Origin of the sequence: Nocardia sp. alder85J, assembly GCF_020176955.2 — a bacterium.
Classification (GTDB): domain Bacteria; phylum Actinomycetota; class Actinomycetes; order Mycobacteriales; family Mycobacteriaceae; genus Nocardia.
Genome location: NZ_JAIUCZ020000003.1, coordinates 104,741 through 123,430 on the forward strand (window position 1 = coordinate 104,741; position 18,690 = coordinate 123,430).

10 protein-coding genes are annotated in these 18,690 nt (G+C 70.1%); 6 read left to right on the top strand and 4 right to left on the bottom strand.

The window, feature by feature from the left end; genetic code table 11:
* Positions 1–17: 17 nt before the first annotated feature.
* Complete coding sequence (gene eccE, locus LBW94_RS12005; protein ID WP_225057792.1) at positions 18–1,712, bottom strand: type VII secretion protein EccE; 1,695 nt, start codon at positions 1,710–1,712, stop codon at positions 18–20.
* A 97-nt stretch (positions 1,713–1,809) separates the two neighbouring features.
* Between eccE and eccB the strand changes: the two genes are divergently transcribed.
* From eccB to LBW94_RS12020, 3 genes are read left to right on the top strand one after another with little or no spacing between them, the layout of a single operon-like run.
* Positions 1,810–3,519 carry a type VII secretion protein EccB gene (gene eccB / locus LBW94_RS12010; RefSeq protein ID WP_225057791.1) on the top strand — a complete coding sequence of 570 codons (1,710 nt, stop codon included), beginning with the start codon at positions 1,810–1,812 and terminating at the stop codon, positions 3,517–3,519.
* Between the two features lie 58 nt (positions 3,520–3,577).
* A complete protein-coding gene (locus tag LBW94_RS12015; RefSeq protein WP_225057790.1) occupies positions 3,578–4,651 on the top strand; it encodes a glycosyltransferase in 1,074 nt (357 codons plus the stop codon).
* 12 nt (positions 4,652–4,663) lie between these two features.
* Entirely contained in the window at positions 4,664–5,464 is an 801-nt protein-coding gene (locus LBW94_RS12020; RefSeq protein ID WP_225057789.1) for a hypothetical protein, read from the top strand.
* Here the strand turns inward: LBW94_RS12020 and eccA are convergent.
* The gene (gene eccA / locus LBW94_RS12025) at positions 5,448–7,265 is read right to left on the bottom strand and encodes a type VII secretion AAA-ATPase EccA (protein WP_225057788.1); all 1,818 of its coding nucleotides are present in this window, start codon (positions 7,263–7,265) and stop codon (positions 5,448–5,450) included. The two genes, LBW94_RS12020 and eccA, sit on opposite strands and share 17 nt — an antisense overlap.
* A 230-nt stretch (positions 7,266–7,495) precedes the next feature.
* Here eccA and eccD point away from each other — a divergent pair, with 230 nt between their 5' ends.
* The 3 genes from eccD to eccCa all read left to right on the top strand — a co-directional run bounded on the left by eccD (position 7,496) and on the right by eccCa (position 14,664).
* The gene (gene eccD, locus LBW94_RS12030; RefSeq protein WP_225057787.1) at positions 7,496–8,953 is read left to right on the top strand and encodes a type VII secretion integral membrane protein EccD; all 1,458 of its coding nucleotides are present in this window, start codon (positions 7,496–7,498) and stop codon (positions 8,951–8,953) included.
* Positions 8,954–9,188: 235 nt separating this feature from the next.
* Entirely contained in the window at positions 9,189–10,568 is a 1,380-nt protein-coding gene (mycP, locus tag LBW94_RS12035) for a type VII secretion-associated serine protease mycosin (RefSeq protein ID WP_225057786.1), read from the top strand.
* A 34-nt stretch (positions 10,569–10,602) separates the two neighbouring features.
* Complete coding sequence (gene eccCa / locus LBW94_RS12040) at positions 10,603–14,664, top strand: type VII secretion protein EccCa (protein WP_225057785.1); 4,062 nt, start codon at positions 10,603–10,605, stop codon at positions 14,662–14,664.
* A gap of 102 nt (positions 14,665–14,766) precedes the next feature.
* Here the strand turns inward: eccCa and LBW94_RS12045 are convergent, their stop codons facing one another.
* Together LBW94_RS12045 and LBW94_RS12050 are read right to left on the bottom strand one after the other, a co-directional pair.
* Positions 14,767–15,165: a hypothetical protein gene (locus LBW94_RS12045; protein WP_225057784.1), complete on the bottom strand. Its 399-nt coding sequence runs from the start codon at positions 15,163–15,165 to the stop codon at positions 14,767–14,769.
* Positions 15,166–15,581: 416 nt separating this feature from the next.
* Positions 15,582–18,677, bottom strand: coding sequence for a hypothetical protein (locus LBW94_RS12050; RefSeq protein ID WP_225057783.1), 3,096 nt, complete (start codon positions 18,675–18,677; stop codon positions 15,582–15,584).
* Positions 18,678–18,690 lie beyond the last annotated feature (13 nt).

Here is an 18,690-nt window from a genome sequence, read left to right on the forward strand (position 1 = left end):
GTGTGGCCGAGCCGGGCTCAGGCGGGCTGCAACGGCTGCTGCGCGGCGGCCGGGTCCGCGCCACCGATGTAGCGCAGTTCGTCCGGAATCGACACCACCCGGACCGTCCACTCCCCGGAGGCGGTGCGCACGTGCACCTCGTCCTGGTCCTCCTCGGATTCGACCAGGACCACATCCGCGCCCAGGATCGCCGCCGACAGTTCACCGGGTCCGCGCACGTGCATCACGGTCGCCTCGGCGACCTGACCGGTGGAGGCGACGCCGTCGTACACGATCAGCGTCGCGGCGGCCGTGTGCTGGGCCCCACCACCGGGTGACGACACCGACAGCGCCTCGGGCACACCGACCAGCGTGACCATGTGCTCCCAGTCCTGCGGCCGGGTGCTGTGCACGATCACCCGGGCGCCGATCGCGGCCGCCCGCAGGGTGGTCTGCTGGGCCAGCCGCAGGCTGCCCACCACCTCCACCCGCCGCACGGCCGGACCGAACAGCGGCACCGCGACGCCGAAACCCTCCGCGGTGGCGCCGATCACCTGACCACAGCCACCCGCGGGCACGGCCAGCTGCTGCAACGTCGCGGCCGGGCCGTAGGCGGCGTCCGGATGCTGTTCACCGTTGAGCAGCACCTGACGCTGCACCCCGGTCAGCGGGCGCAGGCCCAGGGCCGTCAGCGCCTTGCGGGCCGCCGCGGTGCCACCGCCGAGGGTGTCGTGACGCACCAGCGCGGTGACCTCGAAGCGCTCGTCCGACGGCCGGGCACCGGCGCGCGTGACCGCGGGGGCCAGCCGCAGCCGCATCAGGGTCGACAGTCCGGGTACCGCCCAGATCCCGGCCAGCACTTCGGAATTCAGCCGGTCCGGCCGGACGGCGTAGCCGGTCATCTCGATATCGATGCCGTGCAGCGAATCCCACTCCTCGCGCCACTGTTCCGGCGCACCGCCGTAGAGCATGGTGGAGTCGGCGGCGGCGATCTCCGCCGCGGTGAGCACCCGGGAGCGAACCCCGTGCCGGGCCAGCCGGTTGGCGACGCGGCGGGTGGCGACCAGGGCGGTGCGGACGGTGCCCTCGGTGCCGCCGCCGCGGTTGCCGATCGCCTCGGCGTTGTCCAGCGGGTCGAAACGGAGGGCCAGCCAGACGGTTCGGGTCGCGGTGGCCGGCAGCGGGCCCAGCATCCGCTCGTACATCCGGATCGCGTCGTGGTTGCCACGCGAGCGGACGCCCAGCGCGAGCACGTCGATGGCGGCCAGGCGAATGTCGAACTGGGACAGGCACCGCACCACCTCGGCCAGCGGCACCCGGTCGCCGGTGCGGATCTCGGTGGGCGCCAGCAACGTCGCCGCCACCCCGGTCGGTTCCACCTGCAACACGGTGACCAGCACGCCACCGTCCCAGCGCATTCCGTAAACGGCGCCACCGGCTTCCGGAGCCGGAACATCGAATGGCGCTGCGGGAGCAGCGATACCATTACCGCGCATTTTGCGCCACCGCAGCGCGCAGCGCATTCCCAGTATTCGCCAGATATTTCTTCCGCGGACGCGAACCGTTCCCAGCAGGGTCACCGCGACACCGGCGCCGATCGCCGCGAGCAGTGTGACGTGCGCGGCAATCATGATGGTGCCCACCATGGTTCCGGCCGCGGCGGCAGGCAGCAGCACCGACAGCGGCAGGCGATGAAAAACACTGCGATGACCGGATGTCAGCTGGTCGACCATTAGGCATATCTCCCGTCGGCACTCACTCCCGCATTACGGTAGCCTCTCACACGACCGCCAATTTTGTTGTGTCGCGGGTTCGGTGGAGGTGTTTGCAGTGCCGGCACAGTTGACCACCCGAGCTCAGGTCAATGGTTACCGATTCTTGTTGCAGCGGTTCGAGCATGCGATGGTGCGTCGTGATGTGCGCATGCTCCACGACCCGATGCGGATCCAATACCGTTCCCTGATCACGGGTCTGGTACTCGCGGTGCTGTTCACCGCAGGGTGCGCGATCCTGTCGTTCATCCGGCCGCAGGGTCAGGTGGGGCAGGCGAAGATCGTGATGGGCTCGGACTCCGGCGCGCTCTACGCGGTGGTGGATCAGACCCTGCATCCCGTGCTGAACCTCGCCTCGGCGCGGCTGATCACCGGCAGCGCCGAATCGCCCACCTCGGTGAAGGATTCGAAGCTGGCGTCCATGCCGCGCGGGCCACTGCTGGGCGTGCCCGGCGTGCCCGCCGCACTGCCCGGCCCCGCCGATCACGATCTGTCCGCCTGGACCCTGTGCGACGACGTGTCCGCCGGGCTGAAGACCACGGTCGTGGCCGGCGCGCCCTATCTGGGCCCGATGACCCGGCCGCTGGCCGGAAGCGAGGCCGTACTGGTGTCCCAGAACGGCGTCACCTATCTGATCTACGAGGGCAAGCACGCCCGCGTCGACATGGGCAACACCGCGATCGTGGACGCCCTGGGCGTGCGCGGGATGCGGGCGCGGCCGGTCGGCGACGGCGTGCTCAACGCCACCGTCGCGGCGCCGGACCTGACCGCGCCCGCCGTGCCCGGCGCCGGATCGCAGGGGCCGGTGCACTGGGGGAAGCTGGTGGTCGGCGCGGTGATCCGGGTGGACAGCTTCAGCACCGCCAAGCTGTACATCGTGCTCCCGAACGGGGTGCAGAAGCTGTCGCCGTTCGCCGCGGAGGTGATGCGCTCGGCCAGTTCGATGGGGCTGACCGAGATCGCGCTGGTGCCGCCGGACGCGCTCAGCGGGGTGCCGGTGGTCGATTCCCTTCCGCTGGGCCAGTTCCCGACCGAGCAGCCGCACATCGTCTCGGCCGACGACCAGCCGGTGGCCTGTGTGACCTGGGCTCGCGGCCGGCACGACCCGATCGCGCAGCTGGGCCTGCTGGTGGGCAAGGGGGTGCCGCTGGCCGACGGCATGCATCCGGTCACCCTCGTCGACGGCGGTCACGGCCAGCGCGCCGACGCCGCCTACATCCGGCCCGCCAGCGGGGAATTCGTGCAGGTGACCGGGATCGAGCCGGACAGCACCCGCCGGGAGGTGCTGTTCTACGTCACCGATACCGGCGTGCGGTTCGGCATCCCCGACACGGCCACCGCGGGTGTGCTGGGCCTCTCGGATCCGAAACTCGCGCCCTGGCAGATCGTGAACCAGCTGCCCGCCGGGCCCATGCTGGATCGGCAGACCGCACTGGTCGCCCACGACACGCTCGGCGCCGCGAAGCCCGACGCGCCCGCGGACCAGGGTGCTCCGCGCCCGTCGCCGACCGCAGCGAGCGGTCCGGGGGCGCCCGCGCCACCGGCAGGCGCACCGGCCCCACCGGCAGGCGCACCCGGCCCCGGTTCCGGTCCGCCACCCGGAGCCGCCGGCTCGGGCACCCCGCCCGGCGCCGGTACGCCACCGGGCGCCGGTACGCCATCCGGGCCGCCCGGATCGGCGGCGCCGTCGGGAGCCCCCGGCTCCGCACCGCCGATAGCCGCGCCCGGATCCGGTGGCTCCGCAGCGGATTCGCCACCGGGCACCTGAACCCCGCACCGCCGCACCACGACCCACCGACCCCGGCCCGCAGACCTCGAGTGAACGAATGAGATTCCACGTAGCCGCGCTGCCCTACACGCAGACCACCAAGTACTACACGCCGTGCGCGTACACCCAGAAGGTGCGCAAGTTCTGCGACATGATGATGGGCCTCGGCCACGAGGTGTACCTGTACGCCGGCGAGGAGAACGAGGCCGCCTGCACCGAGCTGATCACCGTCTTCACCAAGGACGAGCAGCGAGCGTGGTTCGGCGAGAAGACCCTTGCCGACGGCTTCGACTGGTTCTCCTGGAATCCCGGCGAGATGCACTGGATCCACACCAACTCGCGCGTCATCACCGAGATCGCCAAACGCAAACAGCCACGCGACTTCCTGTGCGTGATCGGCGGTTCCGGGCAGAAGCCGCTGGCCGACGCCTTCCCCGAACTCCAGACCGTCGAATACGGCGTCGGGTACAGCGGGGTGTTCGCCAAGTACCGGGTCTTCGAAAGCTACGCCTGGATGCACGCCGTGCACGGCGCCCGCACCACCGTCCCGAAGATCATGTCCGACCGCGGGCAGTTCTACGATGCGGTGATCCCGAACTACTTCGAGGTGGCCGACTTCCCGTTCTCCGCCGAGAAGGACGACTACTTCCTGTTCGTCGGCCGGATCATCGAGGCCAAGGGCGTGCAGATCGCCGTGGACGCCTGCCGCCGGCTGGGCGCGCGGCTGATCCTCGCCGGTGCGGGCCGCCCGCCGAGCTACGGCGAACATGTCGGCATGGTCGACGTGCAGCGGCGCGGGGAGCTGATGAGCCGCGCCCGCGGGGTGTTCGTGCCGTCGCTGTATCTGGAGCCGTTCGGCGGCGTGCACGTCGAGGCGATGCTCTGCGGCACACCGGTGATCACCACCGACTGGGGCGCGTTCAGCGAGACGGTGCAGCAGGGCGTGCAGGGCTTCCGCTGCCGCACGCTGCGCGAGTTCACCGAGGCCGGTGAGTCGGTGGACAAGCTGGACCATCAGGGAATTCGCGACTACGCGGTGTCGAAGTTCTCCACCGAGGCGATCGCCCCGCAGTACGACTACTACTTCCGCCGGCTCGAAACCCTCTGGGACGACGGCTTCTACACGATGTAGGGAGAGGGAACCATGAACGACAATTCCGGCACGCACGATCTGGTGATCGCCCGCTACAACGAGCCGCTGGACTGGGTGTTACGGGTGCCCGAGAACTTCCGCGTGCACATCTACAACAAGGGCGGCCCGGATCTGCCGATGGAGATCCTGGAGCACGCGACCACCTACGTCCCGCTGCGCAACGCCGGTCGCGAATCCGACACCTACCTCACTCACATGCTCGAATACGGGCCGGGCGCAGGCGAATACACCGTCTTCGCGCAGGGCGACCCGTTCGAGCACAGCCCGGATTTCCTGGCGCTGCTGGAACGCGCCGACAGCTGGAACGACGTGCAGGGACTGAGCTGGGCCTGGAAGGCGCACATCGGGCATCCGCCGAACACCCTGCTCACCCCGGAGCGGTCCCAGGTGCCGGGGCTGCGGGTGCGCGAGGAGCTGTACTCGCTGTGCACCTGGACCACCCTGGAATGGGTGGATCCCGGGTCGGAGCGGATCGGCCTGAACTACCGCCTGCTGCACCGCCTCCCCCAGGGCGTCAACATGATGTCGCACTTCCTGGGGATGTGCGAACTTCCCGATCTCGCCGAGGAATGCGCCCGGCACCTGATCGGGCGGCATTGCTACGGAGCCATTTTCGCCGTCCGCAACCCGCTGATAGCCAAGCTGCCGCAGCGGGCGATGGTCCGGATGCGCCAGGCCGCCATCGGCGCCGAGGCACACGGCTACTTCTGTGAACGCCTGTGGCTGCACGTCTTCGGTGAGCCGTTCCTGATGCCCGCCCCGATCGGCGGTCCGGTCATCCCAGAGTACTGAGCAGGTTCTCCAGCGATTTCGCCATGTCGGCGGCCTCGATCCGCATCAGCACCTCGTCGTCGAGTGCGCGCAGATCCAGGCTGTCGTCGGTGGCGAGGCGGTATTCCCGCTCCTCCTCGGCATTCTCGATCACGTTGCGGATGAAGCGGCCGTTGCCCGCGATGTCGATGCCACGCCGCGGCAGGCCGCTCTGGTCGACCCGCTCGGCCTCGAACAGCTCCTGGCAGGCCGTCCACAACAGCGCCACCGCGTCCTCGGACACGGTGGAATCGCGGTTCTTCGCGATCAGCCGGCCGATGTCGCACAGTTCGTCCGGGGTGTAGGAGTCGAACTTGACCCGCTTGGCGAAGCGGGAGGCCAGGCCGTCGTTGGCGGCCAGGAAGCGGTCGATCTCGCCGTCGTAGCCGGCGATGATGACGATCAGCCGGTCGCGGTCGTTCTCCATACGGGCCAGCAGGGTGTCCACCGCCTCGCGGCCGAACGCGTCACCGCCGGAAAGTCCTTGCTGGATCAGCGTGTACGCCTCGTCGACGAACAGCACGCCGTCCATCGCCGAGTCGATCAGCGCATTGGACTTGATCGCGGTGGAGCCGAGGTGCTGGCCGACGAAATCGGAACGCTTGGTCTCGATCACCTTATCGGTCTTCAGCAATCCCAGCCCGCAGTAGATCTTGGCGACCACCCGGGCGATGGTGGTCTTGCCGGTGCCGGGCGGGCCGGTGAAGGCCAGGTGCTGGCCGCGCGGCATGCTCGACAGCCCCTTCTCGGCGCGGATCTTCGCCAGGGTCGCCGACGATTGCAGCTTGGCCACCTGGACCTTCACCGCGCCCAGGCCGATCTGCTGATCCAGCTCGGCGCGGGCGGCGGCCAGGATCGCCTCCGCCTTGTCCTGGTGCTCCTGCTCGGCGACCTCCGCCAGGGACGGCGCGGAGGCCGGGTCCCAGCGATCGGTGCGGGCCTCGATGTTCTCGCGGGTGGTCACCACGATGCGGAACTTGGGATCGCGCAGGGCCTGCGCGTTGGCCTCGAAGTTCGGGACCTGGGTGTAGACCTTCTCGAACATCGACCGGGCCGCGTCCTCGTTGCCCTGTTCGCGCAGGCACAGGCCGCGGCAGTACATCGCGGCGGTGCGGGCGGCCGGGATCGGGCCGTTGTCCGCCAGATCCAGTCGCCGGATCGCCTCACCGAACAGGCCCAGATGCGCACAGGCGGTGCCCACCATGATGTGCGCGCCCGCCGCCAGATAGTTGTCGGGCCACTCGGCCGAACCGGCCAGCACCGACATCACATCGGGCCAGCGCTGGGTATTGAAGTGCAGCACCCCGCGGGTGTACGCGGACACCCGGTCGTCGATGGCGCGGTCGGGATCGTCGGCCAGCGCCCGGCGCCGCTCGGCCAGTTCGTCGAGCACCTTCTCGGCCTCGTCGTACTCCTGGTCGTTGATCAGCTGCATCGCCCACGCCAGCCAGATCTCGGCGAGGCTCGCGATGGGATATTCGATGTACTGCCCGATCTGGAATCGGCCGACCAGCGCCCGGGGCTGCAACCCGATGCGGCGCTGTTCGCGCAGCAGCGCGGTGGTGGAAGTGCGGTGCAACTGGGCCAGTACCTCCCGGGTCACCTCACCGGCGGCGGCCCGGCCCAGCCAGGCGTCGCACATCGTCGGGTCGAGTTCGGTAGCACGCCGGAACGCGATCTTGGCGTAGTCGAGATCTCTGGCTGCCTGCTGACCGTCGACCATCAGGCCCAGGGACAGCACTCCGGCATCGAATACCTGTTGCGCTTGCCGAATGGCGGACATACTCGAAACTCTCCCTGAAGGTGAACCGAAATCTCCGGCCGGCACTCACAGTTCACTATCGGTTAACGTGAAAAGTGGGGCCAACATATGAATTTTGCCACGCCGGAGGCGAATGCGCCGAGCGCGGTTGGCTTCCCGTGCCCGGTGGAGGCCGGACTCCGCCGGGCACAGCGCAGTCACATCTGATAGCTTGCAGAACGCACGACCGGAGTGACACGGGAGTACGTCCAGTGATCGAGTCAACGGCTATCGAGCCACAGCTGTGCCGGGTTTCGATAATCGGCGGCAACACCCAGGTCGACATGGCATTGCCGGCTTCGATCGCGATCGCCAATTTCATCCCGGATGTCGTGGAGATCATCGCTTCCCGAAATCCCGATCTCTCCGAACACGACGACGGTGGCGGGCCGCTGAAGGCACAGCACTGGACGTTGTCGCGGCTGGGCCACGAACCGATCGAGCCACACCGATCGCTGACCGAGGCAGAGGTTTTCGACGGCGAGCTGCTGGTGCTGCGCACCATCGACACCGTCGAAGCGCCCGCGCTGTTCGACGACGTCATCGACGCGGTGGCGCGGCTCACCGAAAGTTCCTTCCGCGGTTGGAGTTCCGACGCGGCCGGGCGCGCCGGTCTGGCCGCCGCCGTCGCGGGCGGCCTCGGCACCGCACTGCTGCTGATCATGGCCACCGCGCACGGCTGGGGCATCGCCGCCGGCGGCACCGGACTCGGCGCCGGACTGCTGACCCTGGTGGCGGCCGGCCTCGCCGCCCGCATGTACTCCGACACACGCACCGCGACCGCGCTGTCGCTGGCCGGCCTGATCCTCACCGGAACCGGTGCGGCCCTGCTGGTTCCCGGTCGTCTCGGAAGCCCGCAGATCCTGCTCGGCTGTGCGGCGACCCTGCTGCTCACGGTTCCGGTGCTCCGCCTGGTCGGGACCGGCACCATGATGTTCGCGACGCTGATCACCGTCACCGTCTTCGGCACCGCGAGTTCGGCGGTGACGACGATCTGGCACGTGGAGGCGGCGAAAGTGGGTGCGGTCGTAGTGATCTGCGGCCTGCTGGGGATCACCATGGCGCCGCGGGTCGCGGTGGCCACCGCCCGGCTGCCGGTGCCGCCGGTGCCGACCGCCGGTGGCGTCATCGACCCGCGCGACCACGAACAGCGGCCCACCATCGAGGGTATCGGCGCGATCGGCGCCACGGCGATCCCGTCGGCGGCCGGGCTCGGGCTGCGCTCCCGGCTGGCCAACGACTACCAGTCCGGCATGCTCGTCGGGATCGTGCTGGCGGTCGTCGCCGGTGCGCTCGCCGCCGCCGGATCCACCGAACACCGCTGGCAGGGCGTGGGTTTGGCGGTGGCCGCCGGTCTGGTGCTGTGCCGGCGGGCCCGCGCGTTCGCGGATCTGAGCCAGGCCGCCGCGCTGGTGCTGGGCGGCTGCGCGATCCTGATCGTGCTGCCGGTACTGCTCGGCGCCCGCCAACACGAGTTGGCCCTCGCCGCCGCCGGTGCGCTGCTGGTGTTCTCGGCCGGGGCGGTGCTGTTCGGGGTCGTCGGCCCGCGGCTCGAGGTGTCGCCGGTGGTGCAACGCCTCGGCGAAATCCTGGAGTACCTGTTCATCTGTGTGATCGGCCCGCTGGCGTTCTGGGTCCTGGACATCTATTCGCTGGCGCGCAATGCCTAGTCCCCTACCGCCGTTCGCCTCGCCGTCGGTTTCGACGACGGGCCTCCGGCCGGTTCGGGGCGGAGACCGCCCGGCAGGCGGAGCACGTTCGCAGCCACTGCGAGCCGCGACGCAGCAGAACGGCCACAGCGCAACCGCCCTGCGCGACACCGCCACGCTCGCCCTGCGCCGCACAGCCACAGCCGGCTTGCGCCGCCCGGCGGCAATCGGCTTGCGCCGCACGGTCACAGCCGCGATGCGCGGGGCGGCCGCGCTGGCGGCCGTGTCGCTGCTGGCGTTCGGCCCCGCGCCCGGGGCGCAGGCGGTGGCGCCACCCGGTGTCGATCCCAATGCCCTGGTACTCGGTGCGCCGGTGAAACCGCCGGAGCCCAGTCAGCAGCATCTGGTGTGCTCCCATCCGGTCTGGACCGGCGCTGCCCCGCTCACCACCGAACCGCCCGTGCAGCGGGCGCTCGGGTTGCAGCAGGCATGGCAATTCAGCCGGGGCGCGGGACAATTGGTGGCGGTGATCGATACCGGCGTGAACAACCATCCGCGGCTGGCGGTCGTCCCGGGCGGCGACTACGTCTCGGACTCCGACGGCACCGTCGACTGCGACGGGCACGGCACCCTGGTGGCCGGCCTGATCGCGGGACATCCCGCGCCCGACGGCAGCGATCGGTTCTCCGGGGTGGCGCCCGACGCGACCATCCTGTCGATCCGGCAGACCAGCCTCGCCTACGAGGTGAAGAACCAGGCGAGCAGCGACAAGCAGGGCCGGATGTCGGCCGGCGGGTACGGCACGGTGACCACCCTCGCCTTCGCCATCGTGCACGCGGTCGACCTGCACGCGTCGGTCATCAACATCTCCGAGGTGTCCTGCACCTCCGCGGGCGACAACCCCGCCGACGGCGCGCTCGGCGCGGCCCTGAAGTACGCCTACGACCACGATGTGGTGGTGGTCGCCGCGGCCGGCAACCTGGAGAGCCAGGGCGCCTGCAAACAGCAGAACGGCACCACCGGCTGGGATTCGGTGCGCACCATCGCCACTCCGGCCTGGTTCTCCCCGTACGTGCTGTCGGTCGGCTCGGTCGAACTCGACGGGACACCGTCGACGTTCACCCTCTACGGGCCCTGGGTGTCGGTATCGGCGCCGGGCAGCAATCTGACCTCGCTGGACAGCACGCCCGGCGGCACCGGACTGGTCAACGGCACCCCGCAGGCCGACGGGCCGACCGCGCCGGTCGACGGCACCAGCTTCTCCAGCGCGTTCGTCGCCGGCGTGGCCGCGCTGGTGCGGTCCCGGTTCCCCGCGTTGTCCGCGCAGCAGGTGATGGACCGGATCGTGCGCACCGCGCACGCGCCCGGCCCCGGCCGCGACGATCGCATCGGCGCCGGGCTGGTCGATCCGGTGGCCGCGTTGTCGGCCGCACTGCCCGATTCCGGCGCCGCCACCGGGGTGGGCCGGGCCATCCCGGCGCCGATACCGCCGCCGCGCGAGGATCCGTGGCCGCGCCGGATCGGGGTCGGCGGCGCGCTGGCCTGCCTGGCGCTGCTGGCCGTCGTGATGGCCGTCTCGATCCCGTTCCGCCGCGAGCATCGCCGCCCGCTCGTGCTGCCCGGCGATGACCAATGACGTCCGCCGAGCGCACCCCGACGGAGGAAAAGCCATGAGCACCCTGGGTTTCGTCCGGCTGGCCCGGATCGCACCGCCGCGCTCGCCCGGTGGCGAGGTGATCCTGAACGCGCCCCCGGAGATCACCGCGCCGATCCCGAATCCGTTGTGGCAGCGGCTGATGCCGCTGGTGATGGTGGTCGGCACGGTCGGCATGATGGGCCTGATGTTCACCATGGGCGGCCGCACCCTGCTGAGCAATCCGCTCACCATGATGTTCCCGATGATGATGCTGATGTCGATGGTCGGCATGTTCGCCGGTCGCGGCGGCAGCGGTAAGCGCCCGGCCGAACTCAACGAGGAACGCAAGGACTACTTCCGCTATCTGGAGCAGGTGCGCAAGGACGTCCGGCACACCGGGCAGTCCCAGCGCGAGGCACTGGCCTGGAGCCATCCGCATCCGATCGACCTGCACGCGCTGATCGGCACCCGGCGGATGTGGGAACGGCGCCCCAACGACCCCGATTTCGGGCACGTCCGCATCGGGGTCGGCAGCCACCGGCTGGCCACCAAACTGGCTCGGCCGGAAACCGGTCCGCTGGAGGATCTGGAACCGGTCTCGACAGTGGCGCTGCGCCGGTTCGTCCGCACCCACTCCGTCGTGCACGGCCTGCCGACGGCGATCTCGTTGCGCGCCTTCCCCGCCATCAACATCGAGGGTCCCCGGCTGCACAGCCGCGCGCTGGTCCGCTCGATGCTGCTGGAGCTGTCCATCTTCCACGGCCCGGACAACATGGTGTTCGCGATCGTCACCGCCGATCCCGACTCCGAGGCCTGGGAATGGACGAAATGGCTTCCGCACCTGCAACATCCGCGGGACAAGGACGGCGTCGGCAGCACCCGGATGCTGTACGAGTCGCTGTCGGAGCTGGAGACCGCGCTCACCGAGGATCTCCAGGAACGCGGCCGGTTCCTGCGCAACGCGCCGCCGACCCCCGGCCGGCTGCACCTGGTGGTGGTGATCGACGACGGCTACGTCAACGGCGCCGAACGCACCGTCAGCGACGCCGGACTGGATTCGGTGACCGTGCTGGACCTGACCGCCCCGCAGACCGGTCTGGCGGTGCGCCGCGGCCTGCAACTGGTGGTGGAGGAGAGCATCATCGGCGCGCGCACCGGCGGCGCGGTGGAGAAGTTCGCGGGCCCGGACCGGGTCAGCGCGGCCGAGGCGGCGACCTTCGCCCGCGGCATGTCCCGCTACCGGATCGCCTCCGCGGCGCAGATCGTGAACCTGGGCGACGAGACCGTGGCCAATCCGGGACTGATGCCGCTGCTACGGATTCCGGACGCGGCGGCCATCGATCCCGACGTGGTGTGGCGGCCGCGCTCGGCCCGGGAGCGGCTGCGGGTGCCGATCGGCATCACCCCCGACGGCACCCCGGTCGAGATCGACATCAAGGAATCCGCCGAGAACGGCATGGGCCCACACGGATTGTGTATCGGCGCAACGGGTTCCGGTAAGTCGGAATTCCTGCGCACGCTGGTGCTGTCGATGGTCACCACGCACTCCCCCGACCTGCTGAACCTGGTGCTGGTCGACTTCAAGGGTGGCGCCACCTTCCTCGGCCTGGACCCGCTGCCGCACGTGGCCGCGGTCATCACCAACCTCGAGGAAGAACTCTCGATGGTGGACCGCATGCGCGACGCGCTGGCCGGCGAGATGAACCGTCGCCAGGAATTGCTGCGCGCGGCAGGCAATTTCGCCAACGTCACCGAATACGAGAAGGCGCGCGCCAACGGCGCCCAGCTCGACCCGCTGCCGGCGCTGTTCGTGATCGTCGACGAGTTCTCCGAACTGCTCTCGCAGAAGCCGGATTTCGCGGACCTGTTCGTGATGATCGGCCGGCTGGGCCGCTCGCTGCGGGTACATCTGCTGCTGGCCTCGCAGCGGCTGGAGGAGAACCGGCTGCGCGGCCTGGACTCCCATCTGTCCTACCGGATCGGCCTGCGGACCTTCTCGGCCAGCGAGTCCCGGCAGGTGCTCGGCATCACCGACGCGTACCACCTGCCCAGCCAGCCGGGCGCGGGCTACCTGAAAAGCGATGCCGCGGAACCGTTGCGGTTCAACGCCAGCTACGTCTCCGGCCCCTACGAGCCGCCGCTGACCACGGCCGGCGGCAGCGGTGGCACGGTCACCGCCGCGGCCGGCTCGGTCGAGGTGTTCACCGCCGCCGCCGTGGCGGTGGTCGAACGGTCCGCGGAGACGCCCGCGGAGACGAAGGAGCCGGTCGAGGTCGCGCTGCCGGATCTCAGCGCGCTGCTCGCCGACCCGCCACCGGCCCCCGGCGGCGGCATGGAACGCACGCTGCTCCAAGTGGTCGTCGAGCGGCTCACCGGGCACGGCCGGCCCGCGCACGAGGTGTGGCTGCCGCCGCTGGACATCTCCCCGACGGTGGACATGCTGCTGCCGGAACCGAATTGGCGCTCGCCGGGCAATCGGCACGGCAAGCTCTGGATGCCGATCGGCATCGTCGACAAGCCCTACGAGCAGAAGCGCGACGTGCTCACCATCGACCTGTCCGGCGCGCAGGGCAATGTCGCGGTGGTCGGCGGCCCGCAGTCGGGCAAGTCCACCACGCTGCGCACCATCATCATGGCCGCCGCGGCCACCCACACCCCCGAACAGGTGCAGTTCTACGTGCTCGACCTCGGTGGCGGCACGCTGGCCGGCATGGGTGACATGCCGCACGTGGGCTCGGCGGCCGCCCGGCTCGAGATCGACCGGGTGCGCCGCACCGTCGCCGAACTGACCGCGCTGCTGCGCCAGCGGGAGGCCCGGTTCCTGCGGCTGGGCATCGAGAACATGCGCGACTTCCGCAAGCTCAAGGCCGAACTCGCGGCCAAGCCGGAGGCGGAGCGGGCCGCGGATCCGTTGTCCCAGGACCTGTTCGGCGACGTGTTCCTGGTGATCGACGGCTGGATGGCCTTCCGTGAGGACTACGACGCGCTGGAGAGCAGCGTGCAGCAGCTGGTCGCCCGCGGCCTGTCCTACGGCATCCACGTGATGTTCGGCGCCAACCGCTGGGGCGAGATCCGGGCGGCGATCAAGGACCAGGTCGGCACCCGTATCGAACTACGGCTCGGCGACCCGTCCGATTCGGAGATGGACCGCCGCACCGCAACCAACGTGCCGATGAACCGGCCCGGCCGCGGTATCACCCGCGAGAAGCTGCACATGCTGCTGGCGCTGCCCCGGCTGGACTCGGCGGTCGACCCGGCCACCCTGTCCGAGGGTGTCACCGCCGCCAAGTCCGGCCTGACCGCGATGTACGGCGACCGCAAGGCCCCGCCGGTGCGCATGCTGCCGAAGGAACTGCCGCGCGAACGGGTGCTCGCCACCGCGCGCGAGCAGAACGTGACGCTGGACGCCAAACATGTGCTGATCGGCTTCGGCGAATCCGAATTGCAGCCGATGGTGCTGGATTTCGAGGAGCAGCCGCACCTGATGGTGTTCGCCGATGTGGGCTGCGGCAAGACCACGCTGCTGCGCAACATCGCGATGGGCATCGTCGAGAACTCCGACGCCTCCCAGGCCCGCATCATCCTGATCGACTACCGCCGCACCATGCTCGGCGCCATCGAGGGCCCGCACCTGGCCGGGTATTCGACCTCGTCGCAGACCTCGATCGGGACGATCAAGGAGGTGGCCGGATTCGTCGGGCAGCGCATGCCCGGCGCCGACATCACCCCCGCCCAGCTGCGTGAACGCAGCTGGTGGACCGGGCCCGAGGTGTACGTCGTCGTCGACGACTACGACATGGTGTCGTCCAACAACCCGCTGGTGCCGCTGATGGAACTGCTGCCGCAGGCCCGCGACATCGGCCTGCACCTCATCATCGCCCGCCGCTCCGGCGGCGCGAGCCGCGCGCTCTACGACAACGTGCTCGGCCCGATGAAGGACATGTCGGTCGACGGCATCCTGATGAGCACCCCCAAGGACGAGGGCGTCCTGCTCGGTGACGTCCGGCCGGCGATCTACCCGCCGGGCCGCGGCATGCTGGTGTCCCGCAGCCGCGGGCGGGAACTGATCCAGATCAGCCACCTGCCGCCGCTGTGAGCCGATCGCGCCCGGTCCGGGCCGGGCGCGATCGCGCCGTGTGAATCCGGCTCGGCCGGAATCGAATCCGCGGGAATCCGCCGCGTCGCGGACGAATCGAGCTCAGGCGGAACCGAATCCGCTGCTGGACACGTCCTCGGTGTCGCCGGCGCCGTCGGCGGCCTGATGCATGCCCTTGGCGAATTCGGCCAGGGTCGAGGCCATGTCGTAGCCACCTTGCAGCAGGTTCACGCTGGTCTTGGTGTAACCCTCGGCGCCGGAGCCGAACTTCTTGCCGTAGGAGTCCGTGCCCCACGGCGGATTCGAGCTCGCATCGGCCGACACGGTCCCGGTCTGTACCCCGTTCGCGGTGGTCTCGGTGACGCTGATCGGATCACCGAGCCGGGACAACGTCTCGTACAGCGTGGTGACGGTGGCATGTACGGATGTCGCGACGGCATCCATTTCCTTTGCGGCGGTGCGCAACTCATCGGGCTGGACAATGATTGTCTCGTCGGCCACGGGTGCCCCTCTGTTGTCGCCTACCGCACACGGTCGCATCCGCATCCGACCCCTCTCGGAGGTCGGCATGAAGCGGCATGGAACGGCAAGTTAAAACTGAGTTACCCGGCGACTTTCGGTCGTCGGCCGTGACGGGTGTGGTGGGGCGTCGCGGCCATGGCGGTGAGTGTGGTGGCCCCGCAACGCACTTCGATGAGACCCGGCGGTCTGCACGGTGGCGACGACGCGTTCAGCGGCAGGACACCCCGGCCCGCAGCACGATCGGTTCGGATCGGCGGTCATTGCCTGCACTCGAGCACTGATCCGCCGTCGCATCCACCGAGTGGGTCAGCGCATCGGGTCGGTCGGGTCGGATCAGCGGTCGTCGCCCATGCTCGATCATGAATCCGCCGGTCGCCTCCCCCGCGCCGAGTGGATCAACGCATCAGGTCGGTCGGGTCGAAGACGATGTCTGGGTCGTCGGCGTCCCGGCCGGGATCGTGGTCGTGATCCGTAACGTCGGTGCCGTCGCGGCCCGGGTCGCCGTCGTCGTGGATGTCGGCCGGGCCATGGCTGCCGCTTGCACCGTCGCGGACGTCATCGGTATCCGCGTTCGGGTCACCATCGGGACCGTGATGGTGGTGGCCGTGACCGCGGTGATGGTGATCGCCGTGAATGTGGCTGTGCCCGTGACCGTCGTGTCGGCCGTCGTCGTAGCCGGGACCGTCGACGCCGTCCGGGTCGTCCGGGTCGTCGGGGTCATTGCCGTCGTCCGGGCCACTGCCGCCCTGGTCGCCGTCGTCGTCAGGGCAATCGTCGTCGTCCTGCCCTGGACCGCTGCCGCTGCCGGAGTCGGATCCGGATCCGGATCCGGTGCCCGAATCCGGGCCGGAGCCGTGCCCGTCACCGGAACCCGAGCCGCCGTCGTCATCGGGGCCTGTACCGCCATCGGGGCCGCCGGGGCCGTGACCACCGCCACCGCTCGGACCTGCGCCGCCGGGGCCGCCACCACCCGGACCGCCACCGCCAGGTCCCGGACCGCCGCCACCGGGTCCTGGACCGCCGCCCGGACCGGGAGCACCGCCGGAAGCCGGACCGGCACGACCGGGATCGACACCGCCGCCGCCGGAAGCCGGACCGGCGCGGCCTGGAGCCGTGCTGCCGCCACCCGATCCGGTGCTCGGCTCGCCGGAGCCCTGACCACCGGTGCCCGAACCCGCGCCGGGATTCGTACCCGAACCCTGCCCCGAGCCCGGAGCGGAACCACTCCCCGATCCAGCGCCGGGGCTGGAACCCGGCCCCGAGCCGCCGCCCGATCCGGGTCCGGTGCCGGAACCTGGACCAGTACCGCCCGAACCTGGGCCGGTACCACCAGAGCTGGGACCGGTACCCCCAGAGCCAGGACCAGTACCACCGGAACCCGGACCAGTACCCCCAGAGCCAGGACCAGTACCACCAGAACCGGGACTGGTGGCCGATTCCGGTGTCCCCCACGCTGATTCGGGAGGCGCCTCGGGAGCGTGGTATTCCGCGATCACCGGGAAGTGGAACTTGTCCACCTTCGGCCGGGTCTTGCTGCGGACGTCGGTGCCCTTGGTCATGTAGCGGTCGGCGTCGGGGCCGCCCTGGCCGTAGCGCTTGCCCAGGCGCTCACTGCCCATGAGTGTGCGCTTGAGCCAGGTGTCCTCGTTGGCGCCGGGCGCGGACACCTTGGTGCGCTCGGAATCCGCGCGGGTGTTGACGGCGCCGCGGTTCACCCGGACTATCCGGGCCTTGTCGGCGGCCTGCTGCGCGGCGTCGGCCTCGCGCTGGACGCCGTTGGCGTGGGCCTGGTCCTGGTCCGCCTGGCGTTGCAGGGTGACCACGTTGCGCTCGGCGTTGTTCAGGGCGACCATCGCCCGGGCCTGGGCCCGTTGCGCGGCCTGGCCGCGGCGCTGGAGGTCGGCGAGGCGGTTCGGGTCCGGCGCCGCACGGGCCTGCTCGTTGCGCAACTGGTTCTCCAGCAGTTGCGTCTGGCGTTGGGTGTTGACCAGATTCGCGCGCGCGTTGGTCACGCCGGCCTGCGCACCGGTCGCGCGGCCCTGGCTGCCATCGGCCTGCTGCTGCGCGTTGTCGGCGCGGACCTGGGCGGCGTCCGCGGTCCGCTGGGTGGCGGTGGCCTCGGCCTCGAAGCTCGCGGCCCGTCCGGCATATCGCATGCCCCAATCCGGTTGCCGGTTCGCCGTCACCAGGGCGGCCGGATCGCCGAGGGCGCGAGCCGGCGGCGGATTCGCCACCGCGGGGTCGGGTGCGGCCCGCAGCACCGGTTGCTGCGCGCGGACCTGCTGGTTGTAGTTCCGGAGGGCCGCCGCGTCCTGCCGGTCGAGGCCCGCCAGCTGCCGCTGCTGTTCCGGGGTGGGTTCGCCCACGATCGCCGGTCGCGCAACCGGATTGGGGCGATTGATGCCGTAGTTCACCTGGCCGACGGCGTTTTCCGCTTCGGAGGCCCGCGCGTACACGTTGCCCTCGCGGTCGACCTGGAAATGCCGCAGGAAGCCGTGTTCCGCACTGGTATTCGACACCCGGGCCAGGGTCAGGCCGCGGACGACGCCACCGGTGGCACTGCGGAACGCGCCGCCGATCACCGAGGCCCGGAAGCCGTCACCGCTGAACGCGCCCTGCCAGTCACCGGTGTTCAGCGCCGAGCCGATGGCACCGCCGATCACGCTCACCTCACCGGCGAAGGTACCGACCACCGCGCCGCGGAACATGCCGCTGGCACGCCCGAAACTGTTGGTGAAGCGGCCGATCGACGCGTCGAAGGCGATACCGCCCCAATGCCCGGCGGCCCGGCCCATCATGCCGCCGAGATACGACGCCCCGAACGACACCAGCACCTCGTTGCCGTCCATGTGCCGCCGGGTGCCGTGGGCCATCTGCGCGCCCTGCACGATCACGTCGACGAGCACCGACTGGATGCCGGACACCGCGCCCTTGACCGCGTATGTCGACAGGTTCTTCACGACCAGCTTCGTCCACGGCTGACTGCCGCTGCGCCCCAGCAGTTTCAGCACCATCTGCGAGATCTTGTCGATCGTGAGGTCCTCGAGCGCGCGCAGCCCCGACCGGGTGCCCGCCACCGCGGCGGCCTCCACCGCGGGCGCGGTCGGCGGGAACATCCAGGCCCAGGCGATCTCGATGGCCAGCAGGATGTAGGAGGCGATCACCATCCATTTGGCCTCCTGGATGGTGGTGCCGAAATCGAAAGCGGCATTGCCGATCTCGTCGAACGCCTTGGCCAGGGTGGGCAGCGAGGAGTCGCCGTCGAGCAGTTCCGCGAACATCTGCGCGATGGTGTCGGCGCCGGCGCCGGCCTGATAGCCCGAGGCCGCGACGGATTTCACCGATGCGATCGGATCGACCTGTGCTGCAAGCGTTTTCGCGGCATCGTTCCAGGCGTTCCCGATGGCGAACATCAGGTCCTCGTTGCCGTCCGGCGGGTCGACGCCGACCAGCCAGCCCACCCATTTCAGGCTGTCGGGGAACTCGATCATGTCGAATTCACTT

Excerpts from the sequence above, each read along its gene's own strand:
- eccE (WP_225057792.1), bottom strand. The coding sequence starts at position 1,712 with ATGGTCGACCAGCTGACATCCGGTCATCGCAGTGTTTTTCATCGCCTG.
- LBW94_RS12015 (WP_225057790.1), top strand. The coding sequence starts at position 3,578 with ATGAGATTCCACGTAGCCGCGCTGCCCTACACGCAGACCACCAAGTAC.
- LBW94_RS12020 (WP_225057789.1), top strand. The coding sequence starts at position 4,664 with ATGAACGACAATTCCGGCACGCACGATCTGGTGATCGCCCGCTACAAC.
- eccA (WP_225057788.1), bottom strand. The coding sequence starts at position 7,265 with ATGTCCGCCATTCGGCAAGCGCAACAGGTATTCGATGCCGGAGTGCTG.
- mycP (WP_225057786.1), top strand. The coding sequence starts at position 9,189 with ATGCGCGGGGCGGCCGCGCTGGCGGCCGTGTCGCTGCTGGCGTTCGGC.
- eccCa (WP_225057785.1), top strand. The coding sequence starts at position 10,603 with ATGAGCACCCTGGGTTTCGTCCGGCTGGCCCGGATCGCACCGCCGCGC.
- LBW94_RS12050 (WP_225057783.1), bottom strand. The coding sequence starts at position 18,677 with ATGATCGAGTTCCCCGACAGCCTGAAATGGGTGGGCTGGCTGGTCGGC.